The organism is Moritella sp. (assembly GCF_033791185.1).
Classification (GTDB): Bacteria; Pseudomonadota; Gammaproteobacteria; order Enterobacterales; family Moritellaceae; genus Moritella.
Window position 1 is genome coordinate 1 of record NZ_JASJHF010000208.1, and the last position, 2715, is coordinate 2715.

General features: G+C 39.1%; 3 protein-coding genes. All 3 read right to left on the reverse strand.

The annotated features are described in order from the left end of the window. Positions 1-235: 235 nt before the first annotated feature. A complete protein-coding gene (locus QNK26_RS12475) occupies positions 236-460 on the reverse strand; it encodes a zinc ribbon domain-containing protein (protein WP_319223374.1) in 225 nt (74 codons plus the stop codon). Then, positions 460-1932, reverse strand: a complete 1473-nt coding sequence (gene der / locus QNK26_RS12480; RefSeq protein WP_319223376.1) for a ribosome biogenesis GTPase Der — start codon at positions 1930-1932, stop codon at positions 460-462. Before der ends, QNK26_RS12475 begins: the two co-directional genes overlap by 1 nt. 79 nt (positions 1933-2011) lie before the next feature. Beyond that, positions 2012-2715: PQQ-binding-like beta-propeller repeat protein (locus tag QNK26_RS12485; protein WP_319223378.1), on the reverse strand; the 704-nt coding region annotated here is incomplete at its 5' end.

The window sequence follows — 2715 nt, forward strand, 5'->3', positions numbered from 1 at the left end:
TAAGCTCATTGCACTGCTCACACCAAAAATTAGTTGATGACTAATAAGCTATTTATGCATCTTTTAATGTGTACACAGCTGAAGATTTGCTCTTTAGCTCATTGCATTTTTCACACCAAAATTAGTTGATGACTACAACCACTAAATTTTGTCAATAAAAAAGACCTAACCTGCGGTTAAGCCTTCTAATAACTAGCTTACTCAATCATCAACTATTTAAGCAACAGCCTTTAAATTAAGCGTCTTTTAATGTGTATACTGCTGAAGACTTACTTTTAAGCTCATTGCACTGCTCACACCAAAAATTAACCGCGCCACAAGCCTTTAAGCGCTCTAATTCTTGACCACATTCATTACAGGCAATATGTAGTTTAAAATCACTATCACAAGACTCACAATGACGCTTTAACTCACCAGAGCGAACTACTTCAGTTTGACATTTAGGGCACGGTAACTGCATTATTTTTTACTCTTCTTATGGAATTTCATCATACGTTGGCGTTTATATAATTGATTCGGCGTTAATTTATTACGACGACCTTCAAATGGGTTACTACCTTCTCTAAACTCGATACGAATTGGCGTACCCATAATACCCAATGAACGACGGAAATAGTTCATTAAGTAACGTTTGTAAGAGTCCGCTAATTTTTTAACTTGATTACCATGGATAACAATCAGAGGTGGATTATAACCACCCGCATGTGCATAACGTAATTTAACACGACGTCCACCAACCATAGGCGGTTGATGATCATCAGCTGCCATCGTCATGATACGGGTTAATATAGAGGTAGAGATACGCTTAGTAGAAGAGTCATATGCTTCTTCAACTGATTCATATAAATGGCCTACACCTGTACCATGTAATGCTGAGATAAAGTGAATCTTAGCAAAATCGATAAAACCAAGACGACGATCAAGTTCGCTTTTAACACGTTCTTTATCGTACTCAGTCATGCCATCCCATTTATTCACAGCAATAACTAATGAACGACCAGCGTTAAGCGTAAAACCTAATAAGCTTAAATCTTGATCTGAGATACCATCGCGAGCATCGATAATTAGCATGACAACGTTACTATCTTCGATAGCTTTTAAGGTTTTGATAACCGAGAATTTTTCTACTGTTTCATTTACTTTTTTACGCTTACGTACACCCGCAGTATCAATCAAGATATATTCACGATCATCACGTGTCATCGGAATATAGATACTGTCACGTGTTGTACCAGGCATATCGAATACCAATACACGTTCTTCACCTAAAATACGGTTAGTTAGCGTAGATTTACCAACATTAGGTCGACCGATCAAAGCGAGTTTGATTGGTAATGCAGCAAGACGTTCTTGTTCTTTTTTTAACGCTTCTTCATCTTCATCTGCATACTCAAGGCCAGATTCTTGATCACCGAATTCATCATCATTTTCTTCAACGTCATCAAAGAAGCCGTCTAATGCAACGTCAATCATCTGACGTACACCTTTACCGTGTGCAGCTGCAATTTGGTAAACTTCACCTAATGCTAATGCATAGAATTCAGCACAAACTGAATCGGCATCAGTACCATCTATTTTATTCGCAACAATAAAGATTTTTTTATCTTGTTTACGCAAGTGTTGAGCAATCGCTTCATCGGCAATCGTCATACCCGCACGTGCATCCACTAAGAATAAAACGGCATCGGATTCTTCAATTGCTTGTAAAGATTGACCAGCCATTAATGCATCAATGCCTTCTTCATCACCCGTGATACCACCGGTATCAATCACAATGAATTCTTGCTCATCTATTTTCGCCTGACCGTACTTACGATCTCGCGTTAAACCAGGGAAATCCGCGACTAATGCATCACGTGTACGTGTTAAACGGTTAAACAATGTTGATTTACCCACATTTGGGCGACCAACTAAGGCGATGACTGGTAACATATTTCAATCCTATAAAACAAAAAAAGCCCCTCTGCAATTGATGCAAGGGGCTGTCAGTATACAGTAAATAATTAATTAATTATTGTACATTTATTGATGGTTTTTCAAGCACCACTAGTTTACCACTTCGGGTTTGTAAGTAGAGGTGCGTACTGTTGGCAACTGGCTCTACGTATAGGCCTTCTTTATCAAGTAACTGTTGCGCAACAAATTGACCGTCTTCACGGTCTATCCAATGTAAGTACCCTTCTCCGTCGCCCACAACAATATATTGATTGGCAACTGCAACCCCGGTTAGGTTACGAAAAGAAAGTTGATTATTAACCCATAATTCTCGGCCAGAACTTCTACTAATAGCGTAAACAGAACCTTGGTAATCAGTTATATACAGCGTTGTACCTGCTAAGGCTATATTGTTATAACCGGAATACTTACGCGTCCAAATCACTTCACCTTTAAGTAGGTCAATGGCTACTAAGTTACCATTATAAGCTAAGGCATAAACAATGCCATTACGAATAATTGGCTTCATGTCAACATCAACAATACGCTCTAATTCAGTCGCACCAAATGGACGAGCAACGGGAATCTGCCAAAGCCCTTGTCCCGTTTCTAATAATGCAGCTGTAACATGACCATCAGAACGTCCATAAACCACTCCGCCCTGTGAAACAGTCGGAGATGAACTACTGCGCAATGTTAAATTTGGCTGTTTATTTGCTAATGTCCAAAGTTGCTCACCGGTTTCACTATCGAGACCAATTAATTCACCACGTGTTGTAT